Raw genomic sequence first — 25,026 nt, 5'->3', positions numbered from 1 at the left:
CTGGCCACTGCAGTGTCTTAAGGACTGGTGGGGGCACGATGAACCAAAGACGGGTACCTGGCGTCTTGAAACCACCCAGCACCAGGCTGAGGGTCAGCGTGCGATGTCCGTCATGCAAGTCAGATAGCGTCAGCATGGGGTGGCTCCCTGACGTGATGGGATGACCTGCTCGAGACTTTGCTCCAGAAGACTGAGCTGCACGCGAGTGGCGACATGAAGCTGGTACACAGCCTGCTCTGTCTCGAAGTGGGCGCAGAGCAGCACCGGTGCGGACTTCGTTCTTTGCAGGGTGGTTCTGCCCAGGGCTTTTTCTAGTTCGTGGGAGAGGTTGATGACCAGCCATCCATGGGCGTGGCTGGCGAACATGGGTTTACCCCATGCGCCAGTGCGTTGTGGATGGCGGTTGTCGTTGCCCGAGATCGGGCCAAGCACCGCGCAGGCCGGGGTCAGGTTGAAGTTGTAGGTGTCGATCATGGTGTGCCCTTTCAATGGCGCAATTCAGTCGGATCGGTCGACTCAAATGCGCCACCTGGAATTTTTGACCTGTCGGGCACGGCAACAGAGATCGACAACGACCGTGTAACTGCCTGTTGAAGGCGGGGAACGTAAAAATCATCGACTTCATCCTCCAGACCCCAGCCCATGCTCTGGCGTAGCAGCCAGGCCTGACGAGGGTAGTCCTCCTCCAGTTGACGCAGGCTTTTGCGCACCAGGGTGCGTAGCACATCGGATTGGCTGGCGGTGTTTTGCAGGCCGCTGTTGAGCATGGGCTGGCAGCCTTGCAGCAGAGTGGCCACATACAGGACCTCGCGCTCTTCATGACCAAAGGCGCTCAGGTACTGCGCCAGTTCGCCCGCCCGGCGCAGACGCTGGATGGGCCAGGAGGGCGCCCTTGAACGGGGTGCTGATTGACCTCGAGCCATCAAGGTACTTTGTTCGCTTGATGCTTCCTCCATGCGCAGCAGCGCTTCGCGGATCTCGGGTTCTTGCACGAAGCTGGTCAGAAGACGGTTGAGTCCTGGGTGACGGACCTTGGCCACGGCTTCTGCCACCAAGGTTTGGGGATCCTTGCCGATGGTGAGTTCGACCACGGCACGTGTCCGCGGTGCTGGCTGCGAAGTTGGCAGCAAGGAAGCGGCGCTCGCCACGCCGGCAATGTTGCAGATCAGGGCACGTTTCTTGGCCAGGGTTTGCTGCTGATGTTGAGCTTGGAAGTGACGTGGTGCAGGTGTCAGGGAAGAGACTGTGTTCATGATGAATTTGCTTGCGAATAGGGTTTTGAATGGTTCGTTGGGTGCTACTGGCCGTTTTTGGGCAAGGCTCTGCCCTGCCCCTGTTTCAGGGATGCTGAATCAGGGGAGCGAGAACGATTGAGATCGGCTGGGGTTGGTCGACTGGCCTTGGCCGCAGTGGTTTACCCGGCTGCGCTCTGGATGGTGGTGTCGCCCATCCAGTGATTGGCCATGTCCTGCCAACTTAACGGCGGTGGCTGTGCGCTCACCGGATTTGCCGCTTGGTCTGATGCCATGGCCGATGCCGGGCTGGGTTCACGGGTAGGCGGTACTGCCTGCATGGGTGCAGCTCGGCCAGGTAGCCCGCGTGGTTTGGGCTGGGACATCGGTGCTGCCTGGGCTGCCGGGACAAAGACCGCCACCTGGGAGCCGGGCATCTTCTGCTCAATGAGGGCGCCTTGGGAGAACTGGCTGGCCAGCAGGCGCTCCATGGCGGAGCCGTCCTGGCGGGTCAGGTTGGGCACGTAGCGGGAATAGACCCGAAACAGCATCTCGGTGCTGGTGTGGCCCAACTGGCGGGCGATCCACTCGGGGGCTTCACCGCTGGCGAGCCACAGGGTGGCGGCGGTGTGGCGCATTTGGTAGGGACGTCGCTCTTTGAGACCCAGATGGCGCAGCAGGGGGTACCAGACCCGGTCAGAGAAGTTCTTGTTGTCCAGCGGCTCACCCACTAGATTGCAAAAGACGTATTCGGACACCTTGCCGGTGGCTTCATATTGGCTCTTGAGCGCCTCGAATACTGGCTGGCTCATCTGGATGTCGCGCTGACTGCCATCGGTCTTGGTGTATTCGTCTTCACCCAGCACAAAGGTTTCCCGCACCCGGATGATCCTCAGGTCAAAGTCAACGTACTTCCATTTGAGACCATGGACTTCACCGGTGCGCATGCCGGTGAGGAACCGGGTGGTGAAGTAGTTCTTGTAGTCGGCACGCACTGTGGCCAGGATGCGCTGGACATCGGCGAAGGAGAAGGGTTCGACGTCGGTCTTGCGCTGGCGCAGCTTTTTGATATTGAGCACCGGTGACGTAAACTCGAATCGGTCGGCGGCTTCGTTGATGATCTGGCGCAGCAGACCCATGATTTCATTGATCCGCTTAGGTGATAAGCCTTCCTTGGTTCCGCGACCTTTTACTTTTGCGAGTGTGGCGCGAAATTCAAGAACGTCAGACTTGGTGATGTTGCCGACCACCTTTACTCCGAAGTAGGGGATCAGTCGACCGTTGAGGGTCGACAGCAGTGACTTGATGTGGCTGCGACGCCATTCGATGCTGCGCTCGTCGAACCACTGGGTGGCGAAGTCTTTAAAAAGAGGCCCAACTGGGAGGGCCGCTTCTGGCTTGACAACTGCAGACTGTTCAACAGCTTGGGCTGTCCTGCTCAGACCAGCACCGGGGGTTACCTGGTTCGCCAAACGTTTAAGCGCCTTACTGCCAGGGAAGTAGTTGGCGTATACAAAAGTCCCTGCGGCAATCTCGGCTTCGATTTTGTCGAGGATCTTTTGCAGCTTCTTGCGGTTGGTGGGGGTGTCGGGGAGAAGGGTCTGCTCTCTGCAACGCGATCCACCAAAACGGAAGTCGAAAAAAAGCAGATCGTTATCTGCACGGCTTCTGATACTAGGCATGGAGCACGCTCCCGTTTGCCATTGGGATACCGACCATTCTGGGAGAGCTTGTGGTTGTCATGACCTGCATGTCACGCTGAATCGACTCCCATTTATAGAGAATCTTGCGCCCACCAAATGGTCTGAAGTAGTGAACCCCTTCAATAAGAACGCTGTCTTTCAAGCGCTCGCGTATGGTGCGAACGTCATATTTGATTCGAACTGAAAGTTCATCGGTTGTTAGGTACTCTTGATTCATATGCACTCCTATTGCTACCAAACCATTTGATAGACAATCGAATAATACATCAATCAAGATGTTCGTCAAGCAGTCTATCAATCACTTTGATAGAATATTTTGAAGGCGGTACTATGGAACGAAATCAGATAAATTTGCGAATGTCAGAAACTCTTCGCAGGCTGATCGATGGCAAGCGAATTGAGCTTTCAGAACAGATGGGGACAATCCCTTCACGATCGGATGTCCTGCGATTTGCTCTCGAAATGTACTTCGGCCAAGATCTTTCAAAAACTGAAGTGGATCGTCGAACCCTGAGCAAGAAGACTTCGAGCTGACTAGTCTGCTGGTTTCTGGTCACGCATATTCGGCCTGACCACCAGCACAGTTGGGTACCCAGAAGTGTTCTATCGGCTTTACGATTCCTAGGTTCTACGGTTTAAGTTGCGTGTATGTCTGCAGGCAGGGTAGTTGGTGCAACCCATGACCGAGCCGTATTGCCCTTTTCTCAGCACCAAAAAGCCTTCACCACAGGTAGGGCAAAGCTCCTCGGTGTTTGCTGTCCCGTCTGCATTGATCACGCCAGCCTACTGACGGCTGAGTAGTGAGCAGCATTGCCGCGGGCTACGTACCTCCTCAGATGTAGAACTTGAAGGGCAGCATCGGCTCCTTGCTCAGCGGCGCAGCTACAAGAATGTCGCCGATGGCGTCTGCAAACCTGATCGTTACCGGTGACCGGTCGTTGAACAGACAGGTGTTGAAGTTGATTTTCGACAGGGCGAGAACATCGCGCATCACCGTCTCAAGCGGTGCATCGCCTCTGCGAATACACACATGGAGTGGATTGGGCGTGTCCGGTCCCATGTAGGTGCCCAGCCGCGGAACGAATCCCGACGTGAAGAGATAGCCGGACTTGTTGTTCGTAACCAGCGCAGTGCCTCGGATCACCGGATACGACCCTTGTCGGAAAAGTTTGAGCTGGTCCCATGCATCCGAAATCTGGATGCCCACCACGTTGGTGGAGGTGCCTGCGCAAGCAGCCTGAAAGCCCGCCCATTCATCGTCGTTGAACGACGACTTGGCGTGGATGAACAATTCGGTCGGCTCGCCTCCGTGTCGACGCTTGTACTCGTCCAGCACGGTCCCAACCAAGCGGGCGGCGGCCTCCGCATCCAAATGAAACTGCTTCGTGTCTGGATGGAACCACGGCCCCAGCGCACCGCGGAACACAACGCCCTCGCCGTCTGACAAGAACATCTGCGCCGCACACACCGAGTAGCGTGCCGTCTCAGTGTCGTTTTGCTTTTTGTAGACTAGGCCAACATAGCAAACGCCTGGCCTCATCGACGCGATCTGCCATGGGCGCCCGCCACCCTTGTAGTAGGAGCCGGTGCAAAGTTTCCAGGCAATCGTGGCTGGATCTTCGACCCTGCGCTTCAGGTCACCGTTTGATTTGAGAAAGTCGCCGGGAGTTAGCGTGCTCTCTCGCACCAACTGGGTAACGATGTGGTCATCGAGCAAGCGAGCCTTGAGTTGGCGTCTGAAGTTGCGCTCGTACTTGTAGACCTGCGCATCTTCTTCGTCGAAGCCGAAGAGGTTCGGCTGCTTGCTCAACTTCTGAGCATCTCGCTGGGAAATTGCGACCCTGCCTTCAACCCGCTCAGCCCTTGGAACAACCGACTGAGGTCGCCCAAGTTCATAGATGAACTCAGGAATTACCACATACCAAAACGCCGGAGGGTCCTCGTCGCGGCGTTTGTCAGCGACGAGCCGGTCGACGTACGCATCGACCACGGATTTGATCGCCTCATGACGATTGGCGATGTGTAATTGCCGCTTAAGGTCCTCTTCGTCGAGGTCATCAATGACCTTGGCTGGCTTATTACTCCACAGCGCGTTGAAGGCCTCGGAGAACCCCGGGAAAGGTACGTGGTGCGGTTCCTTCTCCTTGGCTCCTTTGCGAGGAGGTGGGGTGCTGATGAACGACGAGACTTGTGTTGCCCATCGTTCGAATCGGGCGAGGCCAGCCTTTGTGCCGATGAACCCATATCTGATTTGACGCGGGAACGCTTCAGCGTCGACGGGGCCGTAGAGGTAAAGCCCATCGCGGGCGTACTCCAGTTGTTGCCCGTATCGGAACTCAAGCTTCGGCTCGTCGATGTAGACAATCTGAGGGCGGTGACTGTGGATCATTGGTCTGGCTCCTCACTTTGCTCTTCATCCGGAAGGTCATCGGGGATATCCGGGTCGTCATCGTCATCCGCTTGGTTGGCTTCCTTGCCCTCTGTAATCGTCACCGGGCATCCAAACTGCATCGGTGGAACGGCAACTTGGATGTAGGCTTCCGCACCTACTGGCATCCAGATGCTTGCTTTGCCTTCAGCCATCCACCAGAGGTAGGCACAGAGCATGTCGCGCCATCGTGCGTTTCTCCATCCCTTGGCAAATGAGCGCCTGAGCGAATGTGACCGCTTCTTGTCTTCGATGGCGTCAAGACCGTTCTCGCTGAAGACAAGGCGGGCCGAGAGACGAAAGTGTGCAATGGGCGATGTCCTCAACTGAGCGTTGACGCCGAAATGCCAGTGTACGTTGCGCTTTCCAGACTGCCCGATGACCTGCCGCGATCCGCGCCGATAAGGCCATTCGAATTTGACCCGTCCCTGGGGCGTCGTTTTGATGTCGCCAAACCAGCTCACACGCTGCCCGGACCCCAGGTGTCCCGTAAGGCCGCGCTTCCTGCAGAAGCGGTCGAAGGCCTGGCTGCCAAGGTTTGCGTACATGCGCCTCGCTTCGAGGGGGGCAATCTTCAGTTCTTCCCAGCCACCTGTGAGGAACTCAGCGGTTGATAGTGCCGCGACTTCTTTGCCGGGGAGCTCATTAGCCAGGTTCCCGGCTTCGTCCGGCTGAGCGAAGGTGATGACACCGCTCCTGAATGGGACGACCGGCCAGTCGTGGAGAAGACGGTTTTGGAAACGCTCCAGAGAAGCGCCTACTCGCGACTCGATGTACCGAATGTTCCTGGGTTGTCCTTCGACCTGCAGCCAGTTGGAGACAAGCGGTTCACTGCGCTGCAGTAGTCGATCCGATCCATCAGAGTGAGACTCAAGCCAGGATTCAAGCGGTCCCGTCGATCCACGAGGCACTCCTTGGTCACGCAGGAGTTCAGTGAGTTCTGCAAGGCCGGCCGCCCAGCTACGCTTGAAGTCGATGTACTGGGCGTGCGCGATACGGAATATCGCGTCGTATGTCTCCAGGCGCAGTGGAATGATGAAGGAGTCGTCCTCAAGCTGCCGCGCCAGATTGGTCGCCATCTCAATCTCGTTGCGGACGCCTCGCTTTTCAAGACCACCCGGTGTGCACACCAGCAGAACCTTGAACGCTCGCGTCTTTAGCGCAGTCTCCAACTCATAGGCCCAATCGGTGCCCCCGTGCAGGCACATCACATCGGCCCACACTTCGTAGCCCATCGCTGTTAGTTTGGCCCCGAGCCATCGCACAAAGTGGTTGTCCTCCGGCGTGGCATGCGAGATAAATAACGCAGTTCTCTTCGGCTCGGTCGCTTTGGGCATCGGTATAGGAGGGTTGTGCGTACACACTGCTCGTAGGTAAAGATGTTTGAGCATAACTTACAGGCTGCCCTACAAACACGTGGAAATTGCCACTGAAGACCGCTTCAGCTAGGGGCTGAGTAAACGCCGGTACATCAAGCCGCTATATCTCTTGACGCCCGAAACACTTGACAGGTGGATTTGACGCGATCTTTTTCTTTAGAGCCGAAATAGCGACGCACCGTGAGGTGCTGATCAGCCACATCCTCCTTGTACTTTTCAGCTAAGCCAGCCCATTCGGCGTCGTTCAACACAAATGCCAGTTCAACCCAGCTCTCGTCGGAGCTCTTCCCCAATTTCGGTGTGTCTTCGGAAGACCATTTGATCTCCTCATAGAACGCCCGCAATGCCGCCAGCAGATTGCTCTTGCCCGCATTGTTGGCGCCAACGATCATCGTATAGATCATGGATCTCGATATCGGCATCAATGATCGAGCGGTAGTTGTGGACTCGCAGGTGCCGTAGCTTCATTTGATGACCTTCCCCGGTGATTCGTTTTGCGGTATAGCAGATGTCGGCATCTTGTTAGCTGGGCGACGAAGCTTTCATTTGCACAGCTTCCAGGCGTCCTCTGCTAGCTTCCCGAAGCCTTTGCAACCCAAGCTCGCGAGCCATAGCTATCAATGCGTCTTGCCCGGAGTGCCCTCGCTGCAGCACCAACCGAGCCAGAGACAGCAGCTCCGCTTCGCAGATCTCTTCAACGCCTCGCGTGCTGTCATCGTTCGTCGGCCATCGGAAAGTCACCTCTCTGCATGGCTCCACCTCGCGAGGCCAATAGAACGTGCCAGCTGCCTCCTCTGTGGTCTTGAAGAGCCGCCGCGCAATCTGCTCCACCCGTTCCTGAATGCGGCCTCCCGTGCGTTGGAACCCATGTGCCCGCGCGATGCGGCGCGCCAGCACCGCATCTTGCAACGGCCCTTCTCGTTGCACGACCCACTCCACCATTGGCTGCAACACCGTGTCGTAGCTGGTTTCGTAGAACAGATCGGCAGAGATGGCGCCGGGCGGCACCGCGTCGGTAGGCTGCGATGCCAGGAAGCGGCGATCGCTTTGCGTGTTGGCGCCACCAAGAACAGCCGTTGATGGCGTAGATGCCGACCGAGCGTAGACCGCTTCGATTGGCTCGTCCGCCTCCTCATGAGCGCTGTCAGCCAGAGGCGACAGTCCTGCTGCCGCACGTGTGATGGCAGCGTCGGCCTCGCTGATCACCTGGAGACTTGGCATTGCTTCGTCGTCGTTCGGTGTGAGAACCGCTTCTTCGGGAAGAGACTCAGCTTCGGCTGCTTGGCGCTCCCGATCCTTTTCGAGCAGCTCGACCAACGCTGCATGCACGCGTTCCAGTGTGCCGCCCGGGTTCACCCACCAGTCGGTGGACCAGATGCGAACGATCTCCCAGCCCAGGCCGCGCAGGACCTGTTCGCGCAGTTTGTCCCGGTCACGAGCGGTAGCAGAGCGGTGGTAGGTGGCGCCGTCGCATTCCACCCCCGCGAGGTAGCGACCCGCAAAATCCGGGTGCACAACGCCCAGGTCCACGCGGAACGACGAAGCGCCGATCTGGGTGTGCACCTGCCAACCTTTGCGGCCCAGTGCCGTAGCTACGCCGGCTTCGAAAGGACTCTCAAAGTCGCCTTGGCTACCGTGGTGAGCTTCGGCCAATGCGCGCGGCCCGAGTTCTGCAAATTCCAGGAAGTGCTTCAGGTCGCGTACGCCGTTCGCCTTGGTGCGAGACAAGTCCATCTGTTCGCCGCGCAGGCTGGAGAACACCCGCAGTTCATGCCGGGCGCGGGTCACGGCCACGTTCAGGCGCCGTTCGCCGCCGTCGCGGTTCAGCGGGCCGAAGTTCATTGACACAGCACCGGCCATGTCCGGCCCGTAGGTGATGGAGAAATACATGATGTCGCGCTCGTCACCCTGCACGCTCTCCAGGTTTTTCACGAACACCGGTTCGAGCTCCATTTCGGAAAAGTAGGGTTCCAAGCCGGGGTCTTTTCGACGCTCATCGTCCAGCAGATCTTCGATCAGGCCCTGCTGCTCCGAGTTGAAGGTCACCACGCCGATGGTCAGGCCCGATTCCCGGAAGCCCGGGCGCTTGAGCCGGCTCACCAGATCGGCCACCAGGGCCTGGGCCTCTGGTTGGTTGATGCGGGCGCCGCCTTTTTCATAGCGCCCCTTCACCAGGTGGAAGCTGACGGCGCGGTCGTCGGTGACAGGTGATGGGAAGGTGACGAGACCACCGCCGTAGTAGCGGTGGTTGCTGAATGCAATCAGGCTTTCGTGGCGCGAGCGGTAGTGCCACGAAAGGTTGCGCGTGGGCAGGCTGGCACCCAGACACTCGTCGAGGATGCTTTCCAGGTCGCCTTCCACGACGTCGTCGTCACCGTCGGTGCTGTCGCTGCGGCCGAAGAAGTTGGTGGGTGGAAGTTGTTTCGGGTCGCCCACCATTACCACCTGCTTGCCCCGGGCCATGGCACCGATGGCGTCCCACACCGGGATTTGAGACGCTTCGTCGAACACCACCAGGTCGAAGTTGCTGGCCTCGGCCGAAAGGTACTGAGCGATAGACAGCGGGCTCATCAGCATGCACGGGGTCAGCCGCAGCACGACCGACGGAATCTCTTGCAGCAGTTGGCGCAGCGGCTTGTGCTGCTTCTTCTTGGTGATCTCGTGGCGCAGGATGCCCCACTCGCTGTTGCGTTGGATGCTGTCGGTCGCCGGCAGGTTGGCGCACAGCTTGGCCCGTATCCACTCGCGGGACACCTTGGTGAACTCGTCATCCAGGGCGCGGAACTCCTGAATGCGAAGCTCGTGCTCGGCGGACACAAAACGCTTGAGCACCTCATCCTCGTCCACCGCTTCGGCCAGCCACCAGCGAGCGTAGTTCACCTCGAATACGGTGGCCACCTGCGCTGGGGTCAGGTCACCCGCCTCGATGGCTTTCACCAGTGTGGTCAGATTCGCATCGCGTGCGTCGACCTGTGCGTGTCGCCAGGCGCACCACGCGTGCAGGCCTTGGTGACCTCCCTCCAGCCGCGCTGCAGCTTCGGCTATGTCGGCAGGCGCCAGGTCGGCAAATGCGCGGCGCACGTCGTCTGATTGAGCGGCGGTGGTGCAAAACTGGTCCGTCGCTGCATTGAGCTCTGCCAACAGCGCCAGCACCTGGAGACAGGCCCGGCCGATCACTGCCGTGTCACTGAGTTCTGCGCGGCGGGTGCTCAGCACCTGGTGCAGGCTTCGCCGCGCCTGCTCAAGCGAAGAGTGGTCCAGCCCGAGGCCCAACAAAACAGCCTTCAGAGACGCGTGGAACTTCAGCACGCGTTCGATGCCCCCGCGGTCGGTATCCAGTGCATTCCAGACACCTGGGCATTCGGAGGCCAAGGTGCTCATCGACAGCAGACGGGATTCAACCTCACCACGCGTTTGCAAAAGCGCGTGCAGTTGCTGCAAGGCGGGTCCGCATCGCCCTTCGGCCACATCCGGGTGTGGCGCTTGCAGCGCTCCCCTTTGCTGCAGGCCCAGGCATTCGCGCTCGAAGGCGAGTGCGGCCCGGAGCATCGCGCTGTCGGTGTCATGGCCTTTCCACAGTCCGTGGCTGCTTTCTGATAATAGTGCGCACTCGGCCAGGCGGCGATCCAGTTCTAACAAGGTTTTCAGGCCTTGGGCCTCGCGGGTCCAGCGTTCGCCGCAATAGCCTTCGGTGGCGGCATCCAGACCGTCCAGGGAAAAGGGTTTGTGCATTCGAGCTGCATGCAGCGCGGCGTTGGCCTTCAAGGCACTACGGGCGTGATCGGTTCGGGTCTTGACCCCCGCCCACAAGCCTTCGGCGGCGGCGCCGGGGTTCAGTTGCTGGACTTCTTCGCGCAGGCTCTTGATGCGCACCAGCGCCGACAGGTCGTCGGCGACGCTGGGTTCCCCGGCGCCTTCGATGACCGCATCCAGAGCGCCACGCACTTTGCGCTTGCCCAGCCACGACATCGGCCAGAACGCCTTGTCGGCCTTGGCCCAATCACGCTGCAGTTGCGATACGTTGAGCTGGCTCACGCCGGCACCGTATTTGACGGTGAGACTTGCGCGCAGTTGGCTCATTTCTTCGATCCACTGCACCCCCCGCTCGATCTCGTCGCTGACGGCAGGGGGCCATGGCGTTCCGAGTTCCGTGTGCAAGTGGCGGCGCTTGTCGAGCAGGTCGAGCGCCTGGGCCAGGCGGGTCTGCAGCTCGTTTGGCCACGGGGCGGGCATCTTCGAAGAGAGCACAGCATGTTGACCGAGCAGGTCGTTGCCGACCTTCAACGCCGCACACACGGTGTCGCTGTCCTGAAGCGCGCAGAAGCTCCAGTCCTGGGCCGACGCCTGCGGCAAGACCTTGGCGAGCACACCGATGGCGGACCGTATCTGCCGGTGCAGCGTCGGCCATTCCATGCCGAGCAATTGCCCGAGGCCTTGCGCAGCGCTCAGGAAGACATGACTGGTGGTTCGCAGTGTTTGCGATGACCTGACCATCTCCTGCTGCCACTTCGCGGACCAATCGGTGACGTGCACGGGCACCAAGGCGCCAGTCAACAACTGGTCTGGGCCGACCGCTGCTGCGTTGGCCTGCAAGCGGCCCGCAAGATCGCGCAGCGCGGTCAGGGCAATCTCGTCGTGCGCACGGGGCGAGGCCCAACTGAATCGCAGGTCGGGCACCGCATCGCCGCCGACCACACAGCCGATGGCTTTGTAGATCGTCCAACCATTGCCGTGGCGTTGGTGAAGTCGCTCAACGTAGATGGACAGTTGCTCACGCACCTGTCCCAGATGCCGTGCCTTGGCTTCCCAGGTGGCAGCGTCCACATCACCCTTCGACTCCCAGGACTTCTGGAGCTGACTCAATACGTCGAGCTTGCGACTCTTGTTTGAATGCAGTTCAAGGCAGAACTCCCCGAGCCCCACTTCACGCAGGCGGCGAAAGACCACGTCCAGCGCGGCGATCTTCTCGGCCACGAAGAGCACACGCTTGTTTTCAGCTAAGCACTGCGCGATCAGGTTGGCGATGGTCTGGCTCTTGCCGGTGCCGGGCGGACCGATCAACACGAAGTCTTTACCTCTGGCCGCCGCCATCACAGCAGACAGCTGGGATGAGTCGGCGGGGAGCGGGCTGAATACCTGCTGGGGCGGGTAGTCGGTGTCCAGTCTGCGTGCATCGGGGAAGGGCGTTGTGGAGGGATAGGGCTCTCGCGGCGTGTCGATCAGGTGCGCCACTACCGGCGACTTGCGCAGATCGTCCGTGCGTTCGGCAAGGTCCTTCCACATCAGGTACTTCGCAAAGGAGAACATCGACAACACGACGTCTTCGCTGACCTCCCAGCCTCGGATGTCCTTGATGGCGTTGCGAACGCGCTTCCAAATACCCGCGATGTCCAAGCCAGACTCGTCGCGCGGCAGGTCACCCGCAGCGATGCCCAATTCCAACTGAAAGTCCTGCCGCAGCATCTCGACTAGCGTTGGATTGAACAGAGCCTCGTCTTCATGCTCTTGCAGTGTGAATCCCGAGCGGGCGCTCTTGCGGTTCAGCGTGATCGGCAGCAGGATCAAAGGCGCTTTGACGCGGTGGTCCGGTTTGTCGGATCGGCTCCAAGTCAAGAATCCCAATGCGACAAAGAGTGTGTTGGCCCCGCCTTCCTGCATCGCATTGCGGGCGCCACGGAACAGATCGACCAGACGGTTTTCCAGCTCCTGTTGTTCCAACCGGATGAACACCTCGCGGCGTTGTAGCGCATCGGCCGCATGCGCCTTGCGAAGGTCTTCAAGGCTTCTGGCTTCATGTAGTTGCTGGCTACGAGGATCTTGGCCCTGCATTAGTGCTGGGCTGGGAAGTAGCTTGATGGTTTGCCCTTCTGCCAGCGCATCTTCAAGATAGGGGGCAGCCACGTCCAGCAGCAAGGCCTTCTTTCCCGGCTTGAAATTCAGCAGTGCGTTTCGCAGCGAGAGATCGAGCAGCTTGCGTTGCCACCGGGCCAGTCTGTCTTTGGGATCGAGTTCAGATGTCGGCGTATCGGTGATGGTCTCGTCGGTGAGGTCCGGGGCATCTTCAATGCCGATCGTTCCCTCTGGTTCCACCTCAACTGGTGCTGCCTCTGCGACAGCGTGCGCCTGAGCCAGCGGCTTGATCCTCGACATGCGCGCGCGCTTGACGTCGATGACCAATTCAAACTTGTCTTCCTCCTCTTCTGACAACTGACGGTTTGCGTTGGCGATGGCCTGGCTGAAACTTACAGCTTGTCCCTGAGCCGCGAGAGTTGTTTCGAAGACCAACATCTCCTGCAGCTTCAAGCGCTTTCTCACCGCTGTGATGTCATCGACCACAGAGGTAGAAAACTCTTCGTTCCGAAGCCACACACCGACAAATGCGTGACCACGGGTGAATACCAGCAAGGGGTTGAGGTGAGCCTGCTCCAGGCAAGCTGCAAACAGCAGCGCAAGATCAAGGCATGTGGCCAAGCCGCCGTCGAGCACCTGAGAAGGACTACGAACCTTCTGCCCCGTGTGTTCAAAACTGGCTGGCGGTAGCGCGTAGTTGAGCTTGCGCTGAAGCACAGTGGCCCAGATACCCGATGCCAGCTCCCATGCCCGTTTCGAGCCATGGGTGTAGCCATCGATCGATCCCGACTTTCCTCCCGTCTGCAATGCCAAGGCGGCACCTTTGAGCAACCGGTCGATTGCCTGGTCGTTTGGCTGTACGAACGCCGCTACCATTTCTGGCAAATGACCTATGCCGCCCCATTGATTCCGAGCCAAAAGTTCTACGGCGGAATCGTTCCTTGCAAGAACTTCATCTGATTGCTTGCGACTGCGCAGTTCGAAATGCAGCGAAGCTGATTCAGCTTCCGTCAAGCGAGAAAGGAGGGCCCCATCCAGCTGCACGTCTAGGTCACGAAGGTGATAGCTCTCGCCCGCGCCCACCGATTCCACGTTCCAGACGCGCGGCTTTAGGAACGGCGGCTCGGAGACCATATGAACGGTCAACTCGCTTATCGGAAACGGTGTCTCATTGACAATGACCAGTTCATGCAACGCGGGCACCGCGTTCTGAAAGGCTGCGAGGTTTAGTTTTAAGGCGGTACTTATCTGTATTCGAACTATCCGTTGCGGTTCGTTCGGAACAGCACCATCCCTATTTGAGTCGGCTGCAGCCGATCGACTTGGCTCCCCTGTCATGGATGTCCTCCCGTTTCGCTCAATTGTGACTCGCAATGAACGGAACAACAACTCTCGGTGTTGTTCCGCAAATACGTTGCTCGTTAGCATGAGTGAGTGTTCTGAACGACCGGTATAGGGAGTATTGTTTGCTCAATGACTGAAATGGGCAACTCGCCCAATGTCGGGACCTGGTCGATGGCCGGTGCCCGCTTTAAAAACTGGGTTTCCGGCAATCAGTCATTGAGACTGCGATTGCACCGATCTGCGGATGTCGGCTTACCGGCGTTGAAATCGACAGACGCGAAGACAGTTATGGGTCGGCAGCCGCGACAAGTCCGGGCCAGGAGAGGCCGCTCACGAACGTCCGGTCACTGTTTGCAGGCGGCGCTTCAGATTGGCTGCTAGCGCAACGATCCCTTCCGCATTGGGCAGGTAATTGATGTAGCGGATGTGTTGGAGGTCGAATGGCACATCAGTTTGGTGCTGACTGATTAGGATGACCTCCGCACCGATGGCGTGCGCGATACCCGCCTCGTAGAAGACGTTGGGATTCCTGCCGCTCAAATCGCAGATAACCACCTTGGCCTTGCTGATCAGCGAGACGACGTCTTGAATGATGTGTGTGTGAATCCAGATGTCGTCGGCACGCTGGCAGGTCATGCCAAGCTCGGCAGCGACACCTTGTATCGCGGTGTAGACACCCGCGAAGTTGGCGGCGAAGGGCATCATCACAGAGATGAGATGCTCGTCAATCGGCGGTGGGGCCAGTTGGAACACGGTCGGCTCGCGCGGTGGTGGCTTGATGCCGCTCTTCAGAAGCACGCGGTACAGGTCCACGTCCTTGATAGCCCAGTGGTTGCGGCTGAACTCCTAGTCCTCGATGGCGAGTTCAGGCGCAAGTTGAATCAGGCGAGCTTGCGTGATTGGCGGCACATCCGCGTCGTAGACGTACTCGACTTGGTAGTCATTGCCGACGGTAGTCACGTTCGTGATCGACCCCAGGCGCACGAACTGTGGTTGGTCTCCGTAGGTTTCACCGGCGAACAGCGCCGGGATGCCACGCACGCCAGCAACGTCAAGTGTGCCCATCACGCCACCCGGCTCGAATCGCTCCTTCAGAGTGTCGGCGGTGTATTCAAACACACGTGTGCGATTCATCGTTCCACGGGTCTCGGTCCAGCCCATGTAGCCGGTCATTAGCAGTTGGTACATGCCGCGCTCCCTATTATTCAGATATCCATAGTACCCGCCAGGCGGGCCAAATCTTAATGTCCGCTATCCGGTAATGAATCTGGGTTGATCGAAGACCGCTTTGGGTCGTCAACGGAAATTTGCTACGTCAATTCGGTTACAAATTAACTAGATACGGGCAATCGTCAAGTCGCAAATCTAATAGCGCAGCTTGGGAAACACGCACGACAGGAAAAAATGCAATTTGTTCGTGGACAAAAACCCAATGGTCAACTTGTCAACGCTAAATAACACATGGGCACAGAGCGGGCACCACTTGGGCACGAATTTGGCACAAAGCAAAAAGCCCGCATAAAGCGGGCTTTTGATACAAGCTAAGTGCTTGATTTGATTGGTTGCGCGAGAAGGATTTGAACCTCCGACCTTTGGGTTATGAGCCCAACGAGCTACCAGACTGCTCCATCGCGCGGTAGCTTTATATTATAACCTATTCTGCGGCTTCAGTCGGCTCAATTGCTGCTGGGCGGTCAACCAATTCAACCAACGCCATAGGAGCGTTGTCACCGACGCGGTAACCCATCTTCAAGATACGGGTGTAACCGCCTGGACGCGCCTTGAAGCGTGGCCCAAGTTCATTGAAGAGCTTAACAACGCTGTCACGATCACGCAAACGATCAAAAGCCAAGCGACGATTGGCAACGGTGGCTTCTTTGGCCAGCGTGATCATCGGCTCAACAACGCGACGAAGTTCTTTGGCCTTAGGCACCGTGGTCTTGATGACTTCATGCTCGATGAGCGAATTCATCATGTTGCGCAACATGGCCAAGCGATGTGAAGAGGTGCGGTTTAGTTTACGAAGTCCGAGTCCGTGACGCATGGTAATTTCCTTAGTTTATTTAACAAGCAGCCGTATCAGGTACTGCCCGAGGCGTTTTAAATCAACGCTTTTCAAGTGCGGCTGGAGGCCAGCTTTCAAGTTTCATTCCCAGGGTCAAGCCACGAGATGCCAAAACTTCCTTGATTTCATTCAGAGACTTACGTCCCAAGTTCGGTGTCTTCAACAACTCATTTTCAGTGCGTTGAATCAAATCACCAATATAGTAAATATTCTCTGCTTTGAGGCAGTTGGCTGAACGAACCGTCAACTCCAACTCATCAACCGGGCGCAACAACACCGGGTCAAACTGGGCATTACCCCGAGAAGACGGGGAGACGATGGCATCAATGTCGCCACCTTCCAGCTGTGCGAACACAGCCAATTGCTCAACAAGAATTTTTGCTGACGCACGCACGGCATCTTCGGCAGAAATTGCGCCATTGGTTTCAATGTCGAGAATCAACTTGTCGAGATCGGTACGCTGCTCAACACGAGCGCTTTCCACGGTGTAACTCACGCGACGAACCGGGGAGAAGGACGCGTCCAAAACAATACGCCCGATGGACTTGGAAGACTCATCACCGTGGCGGCGCAAGGTGCCAGGAACATAGCCGCGGCCTTTTTCAACCTTGATCTGCATATCCAGCTTACCGCCGGCGGCCAAGTTGGCGATCACATGTTCAGGGTTGACGATTTCAACGTCATGGGGCGTCTGAATGTCTCCAGCTGAGACAACCCCTTCACTGTCTTTGCGCAAACTGAGTGTCACCTCATCGCGGTTGTGCAACTTGAAGACCACACCCTTCAGATTCAAAAGGATGTTGACAACATCCTCATGAACGCCGTCGATAGAAGAGTATTCGTGCAACACACCGGCGATGGTCACTTCGGTTGGCGCGTAACCTGGCATAGAGGACAACAGCACCCGACGCAACGCATTACCCAAAGTATGGCCGTAGCCGCGCTCAAAAGGCTCAAGCACCACTTTTGCCCGGTGCGCCGACAGTTGCTCAACTTGAACTGCTTTTGGCTTTAACAAACTACTTTGCATGAATTTTCCTCTCAATACCCCCGACTCGTTACATCGGTAAGGCTGACTAGACGATCAAAGGCCTGGGATAGGCCTTTATCTCAAACCTGTAACTGACTCGGCTTAACGTGAATACAGTTCAACGATCAAAGATTCATTCACATCGGCCGCGAACTGGTCACGGTCTGGGATGCCCTTGAAAACGCCTTGTGCCTTGTCTGCATTGACATCAACCCACGCGGGCATGCCAACTTGTTGGGCCAACTGCAAAGCCTCAACAATACGGTTCTGCTTGGCTGACTTTTCACGAATAGACAACACATCACCAACCTTCACCATGTAAGACGGGATGTTGACAGACTTGCCATTGACAAGAACAGCTTTGTGGGAGACCAATTGACGTGCCTCAGCACGTGTGGATCCGAAGCCCATGCGATAGACGACGTTGTCCAAGCGGGTTTCCAACAGGAACAACAGGTTTGAACCCGTGTTGCCTTTGCGACGGTCCGCTTCCTCAAAATAACGACGGAACTGCTTCTCCAGCACACCATACATGCGTTTGACTTTTTGCTTTTCGCGCAGTTGCAGACCGAAATCAGACGTACGAGCGCCGGAAGTCCTCCCATGCTGGCCTGGCTTGGAATCAAATTTTGCCTTGTCCCCAATGGAGCGACGTGCGCTCTTCAAGAACAGATCGGTGCCTTCACGGCGTGAGAGTTTGGCTTTGGGGCCTAAGTAACGTGCCACTTGAAATCCTTTAAATCAGCTACCGCAAAAAAGCGGGAGCCACGGCAGAACCGTGGCGGTGGGCTTGGTTGAAAAAACTAGATACGACGACGTTTTTGAGGACGGCAACCGTTGTGCGGCACCGGTGTAACGTCTGCAATCATATTGATACGGATACCGAGAGCAGCGAGCGCTCGGACAGAAGACTCGCGTCCTGGACCAGGACCCTTGATTTCGACATCAAGGTTCTTAATGCCCTGTTCAATCGCAGCCCTGCCAGCAACTTCAGAAGCAACTTGAGCCGCAAATGGTGTCGACTTGCGTGAGCCTTTAAAACCCTGACCACCGGATGACGCCCAAGACAATGAGTTGCCTTGTCTGTCAGTGATAGTGATGATGGTGTTGTTGAATGACGCGTGGACGTGTGCAATACCATCAGCAACATTCTTGCGGATTTTCTTGCGGACACGTTGTGCTGCGTTATTGGCGGGTGCTTTTGCCATAGTTATCTTTCAGTCAATGTCATTTTTTGAGGGACGCAGCGGCTTTACGCGGCCCTTTACGCGTACGCGCATTCGTGCGGGTACGTTGACCACGCAATGGCAGCCCGCGGCGATGGCGAAAGCCCCTGTAACAGCCGATGTCCATCAAACGCTTGATGTTCATGGTTGTTTCACGGCGCAAATCACCCTCGATCGTAAACTTGCCGACCTCATCGCGCAATTTTTCGAGTTCTGCATCCGTCAGATCTTTGATCTTCTTGGAGTAATCAATACCACAAGCTTCACAGATCTTGCGTGCGCGACTCCGACCAACTCCGAAGATGGCGGTCAAGCCAATTTCAGAGTGCTTTTGCGGCGGAATATTAATACCAGCGATACGTGCCATTTTGTTCCTCTATAACTCTTGCAATTAACCCTGACGCTGTTTGTGGCGAGGATCTGTACAGATCACGCGAACAACACCTTTGCGCCGAATAATCTTGCAGTTACGGCAAATTTTCTTAACCGAAGCCGAAACCTTCATTTCATTCTCCTAAACAATTCCAAACAATAACTTGTTACTTGGCTCTAAAGACTATCCTTGCCCTGGTTAAGTCATAGGGTGTCAATTCAACCGTGACCTTGTCCCCAGGCAAAATCCTGATGTAGTGCATCCTCATTTTCCCGGAGATATGACCGAGCACAACGTGGCCATTTTCCAATTTCACTCTGAAGGTTGCATTTGGAAGATTCTCAACGATCTCCCCTTGCATTTGAATAACATCGTCTTTTGCCATAAATCAACATTTCAAGAAGCCTTGAAATTAGCCTTCTTTAATAAAGATTCGTATTGCTGTGACATCAAGTAATTTTGAACTTGCGCCATGAAATCCATAGTCACAACAACAATAATTAACAGCGAAGTACCACCAAAATAGAATGGCACGTTGTACTTCAAAATTAAAAATTCCGGCAACAAACAAACAAGTGTGATGTAGATCGCACCAACAAATGTCAAGCGCAGCAGAATCTTGTCGATGTACTTGGCGGTATTCTCACCAGGACGAATGCCAGGAACAAACGCACCACTCTTCTTCAAGTTTTCGGCCGTTTCTTTGCTGTTGAAGACCAGAGCAGTGTAGAAAAAGCAGAAAAATATAATCGCTGCCGCATAAAACATCACGTACACAGGCTGACCTGGAGACAAAGAACCCGCAATGTCCTTCAGCCAGCGCATTGACTCACCTGAACTGAACCAACCCGCAATAGTCGCTGGCAACAAAATAATTGAGGAGGCAAAAATAGGAGGAATAACACCAGCCATATTCAGCTTCAAAGGCAAATGGGAAGATTGACCACCATATACCTTGTTACCGACCTGACGCCTAGCGTAGTTCACAAGAATCTTTCTCTGGCCCCGTTCGACAAAAACCACAAAGTAAGTCACGAGAGCAACGAGAACGATGATGAACAAGGACACGATGATGCTCATCGCGCCAGTCCTAACCAGCTCCAACAATCCACCGATGGCGTTTGGTAACCCTGCAGCAATCCCGCCAAAAATCAAAATGGATATGCCATTTCCCAAACCACGCTCGGTGATTTGCTCGCCAAGCCACATCAAAAATAGGGTACCAGCGGTCAATGTCACAACTGCGGTGACACGGAAACCAAAGCCCGGAGAAATCACCAAGCCCGCGGAACTTTCCAAGGCAACGGCAATACCTAAGGACTGGAACAATGCCAAACCAAGTGTGCCGTAGCGGGTATATTGCGTGATCTTGCGCCGACCGGCTTCACCTTCTTTTTTAAGCTGCTCAAACGCCGGCAACACATATCCCATCAGCTGCATAATGATCGATGCAGAGATATAGGGCATGATACCCAGCGCGAATATCGTGAACCTGGACAAAGCGCCACCCGAGAACATGTTGAACATGCCCAGGATGCCACCCTGTTGACCGTTGAAGAACTGTTGCAACTGCGCAGCATCAATGCCAGGCACAGGAATATGTGCGCCGACACGGTAAACCACCAATGCCAGCAACAAAAATATAAGACGGCGACGCAAATCGCCGTACTTATCTGTTTTAGCTAAGGATGCCGAACTCGTTGCCACGTGCAGTTATCTCGAATACGAATTAAACCAAGGAGCCGCCGGCGGCTTCGATAGCAACTTTTGCCGCAGCAGTCGCACCAATACCCGTCAGTTTGACCGCTTTCGTCAACTCGCCAGTTTTGATAACCTTGACCACTTTGGCAAGTTCGCCAACCAAACCAGCTTGCTTGAGCACCACCAAGTTCACTTCGGTAGCATCCAGCATGTTCAGTGCGGACAAGGTAACTTCGGCGTTGAATTTCAGCAAAGCAGACTTGAAGCCACGCTTTGGCAAACGGCGTTGCATAGGCATCTGACCGCCTTCAAAGCCGACTTTGTGGTAACCACCAGCACGAGACTTTTGACCTTTGTGCCCGCGACCAGCGGTTTTACCCAGGCCGGACCCGATACCACGACCAACGCGCCGCTTGTAATGTTTAGCGCCATCAGCGGGCTTAATGCCATTCAATTCCATCATGAACCTCTTAGAGCACCTTGACCAGATAACTGATCTTGTTAATCATGCCACGCACTTCAGGCGTATCAACCAATTCGCTGGTGCTACGCATCTTGCGCAGACCCAAACCGCGAACGGTTGCTCGGTGGGATGCTGCACAGCCGATTGGGCTACGCACCAGTTGAACTGTTACTTTTTTTTCGGTGGTCATCTGGATTCTCCAATCAAGCGAACAGCTCTTCGATGGTCTTGCCGCGTTTTGCTGCCACCACCGACGGTGTTGTTGCGTGCGACAGGGCGTCGAGCGTTGCACGAACCATGTTGTAAGGATTGCTAGAACCGTGGCTCTTTGCAACGATGTCAGTGATACCAACCACTTCAAACACCGCACGCATAGGACCACCAGCAATAATGCCAGTACCCTTAGGCGCAGGTGCCATCATCACAGACGCGGCACCGTGCTGACCCATCACTTTGTGATGAATCGAACCGTTCTTCAACGAGACTTTCGTCATGTTGCGCCGGGCTTCTTCCATTGCCTTCTGGACAGCTGCTGGCACTTCTTTCGATTTGCCCTTGCCCATACCAACGGTGCCATCACCGTCGCCAACAACAGTCAGTGCTGCAAAGCCAAGAATACGACCACCCTTGACAACTTTGGTCACACGGTTGATCGCGATCATTTTTTCGCGCAAACCGTCCTCAGGACCCTCAGCCTTACCCTGCATCTTCGCTTGTACTTTAGCCATCTTAATTTCCGATCTGCTTAGAACTGCAAGCCAGCTTCACGTGCTGCATCTGCCAGCGCTTTGACGCGGCCATGGTACGCAAATCCCGCCCGATCAAATGCCACCTTCTCAATACCGGCTGCCTTGGCTTTTTCTGCCACACGCTTGCCGATGATTTGAGCCGCAGCCACGTTGCCACCTTTGCCCGATGCACCCAAAGACTGGCGCACTTCGGCTTCGGCCGTAGATGCAGTCGCCAAAACTTTGGAGCCATCGCCAGAAATCACGCTGGCATAAATGTGCAAATTGGTGCGATTGACTGTCAAGCGAGCCACACCCTGGTTGGCAATCCTGATTCGGGTCTGACGAGCTCTGCGAAGACGCTGTTCTTTTTTGGTCAACATAGTGCGGCTCCTTATTTCTTCTTCGTTTCTTTGATTGCGACTTTTTCATCCGCATAACGGATGCCCTTGCCCTTGTATGGCTCAGGCGGCCGAATGGCACGAATTTCAGCAGCAACCTGACCAACGCGCTGACGATCAGCACCCTTGATCACGATTTCAGTCGGTGTCGGTGTGGCCACAGAAATGCCTTGAGGCATGTCTTTGTTGACAGGGTGTGAATAACCCACCACCAGATTGAGCTTGTTACCTTGAGCTTGCGCCTTGTAACCCACACCCAACAAAGTCAATTTCTTCTCAAAACCCTTGCTGACACCAACCACCATGTTGTTAACCAACTGGCGATAGGTACCGGACATGGCATCCGCTTCACGAGAGTCGTTGGCAGCCGTAAAACTGACCTTGCCACCTTCGCTAACCACTTTGACCAGGCTGTTTTGAGTCAAAGACAACAAACCACCTGCACCCTTGACGCTCACTTGCGTCTCAGACAAAACCACTTCCACCCCAGCAGGAATGGCAACCGGCATTTTTCCAATACGAGACATGTTCTGTTACTCCTAAATGTCACGCATCAGGCGACGTAGCAAAGCACTTCACCACCGACACCGGTAGCGCGGGCTTTGCGATCGGTCATCACGCCCTTGGGCGTTGTGACAATCGCTACACCCAGGCCGTTTTGCACTTGTGGAATCGCATCGCTACCGCGGTAGACACGCAAACCAGGGCGACTGACACGCTCAATACGCTCAATAACCGGGCGACCAGCGTAATACTTCAAAGCAATTTCAAGCTCTTGCTTACCGTCAACCGCATTGATCTTGAAGTCGTCGATATACCCTTCGTCCTTCAGAACTTGGGCAATCGCTACTTTCACCTTGGAAGAAGGCACGCGAACAGAAGTCTTGGCAACCATCTGCGCATTGCGAATGCGCGTCAACAGGTCGGCAATAGGATCACTCATACTCATATCTATGTCTCCTGCCGCTTACCAGCTGGCCTTGACCATGCCGGGGATTTCTCCAGCAAAAGCCATTTCACGAATTTTGGCCCGAGCCAAACCAAACTGCGCAAAGGTTCCACGTGGGCGACCAGTGATCGCACAACGGTTACGCTGACGAGTCGGATTGGCATTACGGGGCAACATTTGCAGACCCAAGCGGGCAGCAGCGCGCTCTTCATCGGTGCGCTTAGCATCGTTGGATATCGCCTTCAATTCCGCATGTTTTTTTGCGTACTTGGCAACCAGTTTGTCTCTTTTGAGCTCACGCTCGATTAAAGCCATCTTAGCCACAGATCACCTCAGTTCTTGAAGGGGAAACGGAAACCTGCGAGCAGCGCCTTGCACTCATCATCGGTTTTGGCCGTTGTTGTGATACTGATATTGAGACCTCGCAGGGCATCCACCTTGTCGTACTCAATTTCAGGAAAAATGATTTGCTCTTTCACGCCGATGTTGTAGTTACCACGGCCATCAAAAGAACGACCCGAGATACCACGGAAATCGCGAACCCGCGGCAAAGCCACAGTCACAAAACGATCCAGGAACTCGTACATTTGGGCGCCACGCAGGGTCACCATACAACCAATCGCTTGGTTTTCACGAATCTTGAAGCCAGCAATAGCCTTCTTGGACATCGTCACCACAGGTTTCTGACCGGCAATCTTGGTCAAATCACCCACAGCATGATCCATCACCTTCTTGTCAGCAACCGCTTCACTGACACCCATATTCAAGGTGATCTTGGTGAGACGAGGCACTTCCATTGGCGACTTGTAGCCATATTTGGCCATCAACTCAGGAGCCAGCTTTTCCCGATAGAGTTCTTGCAAACGAGCCATGTTCATGCCACCTTGATTTCTTCGCCGCTTGACTTGTAAACACGAACATGTTTGCCGTCAGCCTGCAACTTGACACCAACCCGATCAGCCTTGCCAGTTGCTGCATTAAAAATAGCAACATTGGACTGGTGAATCGGCATGGTCTTTTCAACAATACCACCCGCCTCACCCTTCATGGGATTGGGCTTAGCATGTTTTTTAACCACATTGACACCCTCAACCACCAGGTGAGAGTCATCACTGCGCAGCGTTACCTTGCCGCGCTTACCCTTGTCACGACCCGTCAACACGATGACATCGTCGCCTTTGCGAATTTTGTTCATGAGGAGTCCTTACAAAACTTCAGGAGCCAAGGACACGATCTTCATGAACTTTTCAGTACGCAGTTCACGGGTCACCGGCCCAAAGATACGGGTGCCAATAGGCTCCAGCTTGGCATTCAGCAACACTGCCGCATTGCCATCAAATTTCACCAAAGAGCCATCGCTACGACGGATACCCTTGGCAGTGCGCACCACCACAGCACTGTAGACATCGCCCTTCTTGACGCGCCCACGTGGAGCAGCTTCTTTGATGCTCACTTTGATAATGTCGCCAACGCTGGCGTAGCGACGCTTGGATCCGCCCAGCACCTTAATGCACAGAACGGACTTCGCGCCGGTGTTGTCGGCGACTTCGAGTCGAGATTCGGTTTGGATCATTTGTTTATTCCCAACTTGCACCAGAAACCTGAGCCTGCACAATGCAAGCCGCTTTCCAGTCAGTCTTGGGCCCGTTGCACTCGGCGTGAACCACTCACACCGTCAGCTTTGGGCAGACACTTCATACTTTTTCAAGCGAAGCCACGTATTATGCATCAAAAAGATAAGCCGGTCAAAACTTTTTTGAGATTTACAACAAAGGGGTAGGAACAGCCCGCCAGAACATCTATCCACATCACGTGGGCGGCGGATTTCTGCATGCAGCCCAGGCCTTGGGCGCCGTCAAGTCGAAATCAAAGACAGCGGCACGAGACAAGCAAGCCTCGCACCGATCACCTGCGCTTTCCCCCCCAATGCAGCGATGCGCGCTATCTTCGGTACCTCTGCAACCCTACCCTGTTGGTTTTGCCGCGCGCGGAAGTTCGACCAGAGCGCAACAACCGCGCACCGCATAGACCAGACAGGCGTCCAAGTTAGCTCTGAGCACGCCACCCCAGCGACCAGACCATTCACTGCAGCCGTCAGAGCGCCAACTCTAAGCAGGTCAGCGTTGGCGACATCGTGTTTCCAACCGTGCAAGC

The 25,026-nt window shown here is 55.8% G+C and carries 29 protein-coding genes and 1 tRNA gene; all 30 read right to left on the bottom strand.

Annotated features, from left to right (window positions below):
• Window positions 1-129: 129 nt before the first annotated feature.
• Window positions 130-474, bottom strand: a complete 345-nt coding sequence (locus RF819_RS12370) for a hypothetical protein (protein ID WP_143541694.1) — start codon at window positions 472-474, stop codon at window positions 130-132.
• Window positions 475-485: 11 nt separating this feature from the next.
• Window positions 486-1,253, bottom strand: coding sequence for a hypothetical protein (locus RF819_RS12365; protein WP_078365268.1), 768 nt, complete (start codon window positions 1,251-1,253; stop codon window positions 486-488).
• A 161-nt stretch (window positions 1,254-1,414) separates the two neighbouring features.
• Window positions 1,415-2,914 (bottom strand): Arm DNA-binding domain-containing protein, encoded by a 1,500-nt coding sequence (locus RF819_RS12360; protein ID WP_078365267.1) that lies wholly within the window; start codon window positions 2,912-2,914, stop codon window positions 1,415-1,417.
• On the bottom strand, window positions 2,907-3,152 hold the full coding sequence (locus tag RF819_RS12355; protein ID WP_078365266.1) for a hypothetical protein: 246 nt from the start codon (window positions 3,150-3,152) through the stop codon (window positions 2,907-2,909). Before RF819_RS12355 ends, RF819_RS12360 begins: the two co-directional genes overlap by 8 nt.
• Before the next feature lie 404 nt (window positions 3,153-3,556).
• Window positions 3,557-3,712 carry a topoisomerase DNA-binding C4 zinc finger domain-containing protein gene (locus RF819_RS22030; protein WP_078365265.1) on the bottom strand — a complete coding sequence of 52 codons (156 nt, stop codon included), beginning with the start codon at window positions 3,710-3,712 and terminating at the stop codon, window positions 3,557-3,559.
• A 55-nt stretch (window positions 3,713-3,767) separates the two neighbouring features.
• Window positions 3,768-5,324 (bottom strand): argonaute/piwi family protein, encoded by a 1,557-nt coding sequence (locus RF819_RS12345; RefSeq protein ID WP_078365264.1) that lies wholly within the window; start codon window positions 5,322-5,324, stop codon window positions 3,768-3,770.
• Complete coding sequence (locus RF819_RS12340) at window positions 5,321-6,700, bottom strand: toll/interleukin-1 receptor domain-containing protein (RefSeq protein WP_078366926.1); 1,380 nt, start codon at window positions 6,698-6,700, stop codon at window positions 5,321-5,323. The genes RF819_RS12345 and RF819_RS12340 overlap by 4 nt, the downstream gene beginning before the upstream one ends.
• Before the next feature lie 134 nt (window positions 6,701-6,834).
• Window positions 6,835-7,146, bottom strand: a complete 312-nt coding sequence (locus tag RF819_RS12335; protein ID WP_078365263.1) for an AAA family ATPase — start codon at window positions 7,144-7,146, stop codon at window positions 6,835-6,837.
• Between the two features lie 118 nt (window positions 7,147-7,264).
• The gene (locus tag RF819_RS12330) at window positions 7,265-13,930 is read right to left on the bottom strand and encodes a DUF3320 domain-containing protein (protein WP_078365262.1); all 6,666 of its coding nucleotides are present in this window, start codon (window positions 13,928-13,930) and stop codon (window positions 7,265-7,267) included.
• A gap of 336 nt (window positions 13,931-14,266) precedes the next feature.
• Complete coding sequence (locus RF819_RS21525) at window positions 14,267-14,749, bottom strand: hypothetical protein (RefSeq protein ID WP_200224411.1); 483 nt, start codon at window positions 14,747-14,749, stop codon at window positions 14,267-14,269.
• A 33-nt stretch (window positions 14,750-14,782) separates the two neighbouring features.
• Window positions 14,783-15,124, bottom strand: coding sequence for a hypothetical protein (locus RF819_RS21520; RefSeq protein WP_200224413.1), 342 nt, complete (start codon window positions 15,122-15,124; stop codon window positions 14,783-14,785).
• A gap of 371 nt (window positions 15,125-15,495) precedes the next feature.
• Window positions 15,496-15,572 (bottom strand) — tRNA-Met (locus RF819_RS12315).
• An 18-nt stretch (window positions 15,573-15,590) separates the two neighbouring features.
• A complete protein-coding gene (rplQ, locus tag RF819_RS12310; protein WP_078365260.1) occupies window positions 15,591-15,980 on the bottom strand; it encodes a 50S ribosomal protein L17 in 390 nt (129 codons plus the stop codon).
• Window positions 15,981-16,041: 61 nt separating this feature from the next.
• On the bottom strand, window positions 16,042-17,031 hold the full coding sequence (locus RF819_RS12305) for a DNA-directed RNA polymerase subunit alpha (RefSeq protein WP_078365259.1): 990 nt from the start codon (window positions 17,029-17,031) through the stop codon (window positions 16,042-16,044).
• A gap of 102 nt (window positions 17,032-17,133) precedes the next feature.
• Complete coding sequence (gene rpsD, locus RF819_RS12300) at window positions 17,134-17,757, bottom strand: 30S ribosomal protein S4 (protein WP_078365258.1); 624 nt, start codon at window positions 17,755-17,757, stop codon at window positions 17,134-17,136.
• 77 nt (window positions 17,758-17,834) lie between these two features.
• Window positions 17,835-18,239, bottom strand: coding sequence for a 30S ribosomal protein S11 (gene rpsK, locus RF819_RS12295; protein ID WP_078365257.1), 405 nt, complete (start codon window positions 18,237-18,239; stop codon window positions 17,835-17,837).
• A 19-nt stretch (window positions 18,240-18,258) separates the two neighbouring features.
• Window positions 18,259-18,624, bottom strand: coding sequence for a 30S ribosomal protein S13 (rpsM, locus tag RF819_RS12290; protein ID WP_075585447.1), 366 nt, complete (start codon window positions 18,622-18,624; stop codon window positions 18,259-18,261).
• Between the two features lie 24 nt (window positions 18,625-18,648).
• On the bottom strand, window positions 18,649-18,762 hold the full coding sequence (rpmJ, locus tag RF819_RS12285; RefSeq protein ID WP_012348927.1) for a 50S ribosomal protein L36: 114 nt from the start codon (window positions 18,760-18,762) through the stop codon (window positions 18,649-18,651).
• Between the two features lie 34 nt (window positions 18,763-18,796).
• Complete coding sequence (gene infA, locus RF819_RS12280) at window positions 18,797-19,015, bottom strand: translation initiation factor IF-1 (RefSeq protein ID WP_078365256.1); 219 nt, start codon at window positions 19,013-19,015, stop codon at window positions 18,797-18,799.
• Between the two features lie 11 nt (window positions 19,016-19,026).
• Window positions 19,027-20,337 carry a preprotein translocase subunit SecY gene (secY, locus tag RF819_RS12275; RefSeq protein ID WP_078365255.1) on the bottom strand — a complete coding sequence of 437 codons (1,311 nt, stop codon included), beginning with the start codon at window positions 20,335-20,337 and terminating at the stop codon, window positions 19,027-19,029.
• Between the two features lie 22 nt (window positions 20,338-20,359).
• A complete protein-coding gene (gene rplO, locus RF819_RS12270; RefSeq protein WP_078366924.1) occupies window positions 20,360-20,791 on the bottom strand; it encodes a 50S ribosomal protein L15 in 432 nt (143 codons plus the stop codon).
• Between the two features lie 10 nt (window positions 20,792-20,801).
• Entirely contained in the window at window positions 20,802-20,984 is a 183-nt protein-coding gene (rpmD, locus tag RF819_RS12265; RefSeq protein ID WP_078365254.1) for a 50S ribosomal protein L30, read from the bottom strand.
• 13 nt (window positions 20,985-20,997) lie between these two features.
• Window positions 20,998-21,522 carry a 30S ribosomal protein S5 gene (gene rpsE, locus RF819_RS12260; RefSeq protein WP_078365253.1) on the bottom strand — a complete coding sequence of 175 codons (525 nt, stop codon included), beginning with the start codon at window positions 21,520-21,522 and terminating at the stop codon, window positions 20,998-21,000.
• Window positions 21,523-21,539: 17 nt separating this feature from the next.
• Window positions 21,540-21,905, bottom strand: a complete 366-nt coding sequence (gene rplR, locus RF819_RS12255; RefSeq protein WP_078365252.1) for a 50S ribosomal protein L18 — start codon at window positions 21,903-21,905, stop codon at window positions 21,540-21,542.
• Between the two features lie 11 nt (window positions 21,906-21,916).
• Window positions 21,917-22,450 (bottom strand): 50S ribosomal protein L6, encoded by a 534-nt coding sequence (gene rplF, locus RF819_RS12250; RefSeq protein ID WP_078365251.1) that lies wholly within the window; start codon window positions 22,448-22,450, stop codon window positions 21,917-21,919.
• A gap of 26 nt (window positions 22,451-22,476) precedes the next feature.
• On the bottom strand, window positions 22,477-22,872 hold the full coding sequence (gene rpsH, locus RF819_RS12245; RefSeq protein WP_078365250.1) for a 30S ribosomal protein S8: 396 nt from the start codon (window positions 22,870-22,872) through the stop codon (window positions 22,477-22,479).
• Window positions 22,873-22,890: 18 nt separating this feature from the next.
• Window positions 22,891-23,196: a 30S ribosomal protein S14 gene (gene rpsN / locus RF819_RS12240; RefSeq protein WP_078365249.1), complete on the bottom strand. Its 306-nt coding sequence runs from the start codon at window positions 23,194-23,196 to the stop codon at window positions 22,891-22,893.
• Between the two features lie 8 nt (window positions 23,197-23,204).
• Window positions 23,205-23,744, bottom strand: coding sequence for a 50S ribosomal protein L5 (gene rplE / locus RF819_RS12235; RefSeq protein ID WP_078366923.1), 540 nt, complete (start codon window positions 23,742-23,744; stop codon window positions 23,205-23,207).
• 2 nt (window positions 23,745-23,746) lie between these two features.
• Window positions 23,747-24,067 carry a 50S ribosomal protein L24 gene (gene rplX / locus RF819_RS12230; protein WP_078365248.1) on the bottom strand — a complete coding sequence of 107 codons (321 nt, stop codon included), beginning with the start codon at window positions 24,065-24,067 and terminating at the stop codon, window positions 23,747-23,749.
• A 9-nt stretch (window positions 24,068-24,076) separates the two neighbouring features.
• Window positions 24,077-24,445 carry a 50S ribosomal protein L14 gene (gene rplN / locus RF819_RS12225; protein ID WP_075585457.1) on the bottom strand — a complete coding sequence of 123 codons (369 nt, stop codon included), beginning with the start codon at window positions 24,443-24,445 and terminating at the stop codon, window positions 24,077-24,079.
• Window positions 24,446-25,026 lie beyond the last annotated feature (581 nt).

Source organism: Rhodoferax fermentans, assembly GCF_002017865.1.
GTDB classification, from domain to species: Bacteria; Pseudomonadota; Gammaproteobacteria; order Burkholderiales; family Burkholderiaceae_C; genus Rhodoferax; species Rhodoferax fermentans.
The sequence above is the reverse complement of the archived record's forward strand: the minus strand, read 5'-3'. Positions and strand labels throughout refer to the sequence as shown.